At 64.7% G+C, this 953-nt stretch carries 1 protein-coding gene; it reads right to left on the bottom strand.

Annotated elements, in window-relative coordinates:
• Window positions 1-24: 24 nt before the first annotated feature.
• The gene (locus FXV83_RS21075; RefSeq protein ID WP_148741322.1) at window positions 25-822 is read right to left on the bottom strand and encodes a hypothetical protein; all 798 of its coding nucleotides are present in this window, start codon (window positions 820-822) and stop codon (window positions 25-27) included.
• Window positions 823-953 lie beyond the last annotated feature (131 nt).

The raw sequence follows: 953 nt of genomic DNA on the forward strand, positions 1-953 counted from the left end.
GTAGTACTAACCCACCCTACGAATTCACGGCGCCATTCGCTTCCTTCGTCCATTCCACCACAGCGTCAAGTTCCAGACGATGCAAGTCGAGAGCGCAAGGCTCAGGCCGATCGCGGAGCCGAAATTGGCTGCGCCAACGTGCATCACCGCGATCGCCATACCAAATCCGAGCAGGCCCCAAGCGGAGTTGGCGAGCACGGCCGCAGTCGGCGGACCGCCGATGCGCGGGTGCAGGATCATCATGATGCTGGTGAACACGACCGGGTACAGCGCGATGATGCCGCTGATCCGGGGACCGACCCAGCCCGATGTCGATACGACGATGGCGACAAGCGTCGCGACCAGCGTAGCCCGCATCGGAATGTCGTACCAGCGGCGGGTCACCAGCGGCATCTTGACGTGGCGATAGCGCGCGAGCAGCGGAATGCAGATGCCGAACGCAACCAGATTGACGGCGAGCCCTGCGGTGAGCGGCCAATCGAACTGGCGGATGATCGAGGCAAGCACGATCCAGATCGCGACAGCGCTTCCGCAACTCACGGCAAGGCTACGCCGCTGCGCCAGCACGACATAGGCGAGGCACATGAAGATCGTCGCAGCATTGACCGGAAGGCTCGACAGCGCGCCTTGCGCGATGAAGGCGGCGTCATGGTCGAGCGCGAGGAAGACGTAGGACGGACCGGCCGACACCGGCAAGGTCGCGACCAGCGCGCCGATCACCGGGCCGGAGCGCTCCGTGATGACCGACGCCGACACGACAAACGCCGCCGCGATCGCCATGCGCAGGAGAAGGATGAGGATGAAGTGGAGTTCGATGTGCATTGGTGCTGTGAACACCCTCCCCTGGAGGGGGAGGGTCGGCTCGCGACGCGTCAGCGATGCGAGACGGGGTGGGGTGATCTCTCAACACGGGCACTGTGCGACGCGGAGAGATCACCCCACCCCGCTCGCGC

This window comes from Bradyrhizobium hipponense (assembly GCF_008123965.1).
Taxonomy (GTDB): domain Bacteria; phylum Pseudomonadota; class Alphaproteobacteria; order Rhizobiales; family Xanthobacteraceae; genus Bradyrhizobium; species Bradyrhizobium hipponense.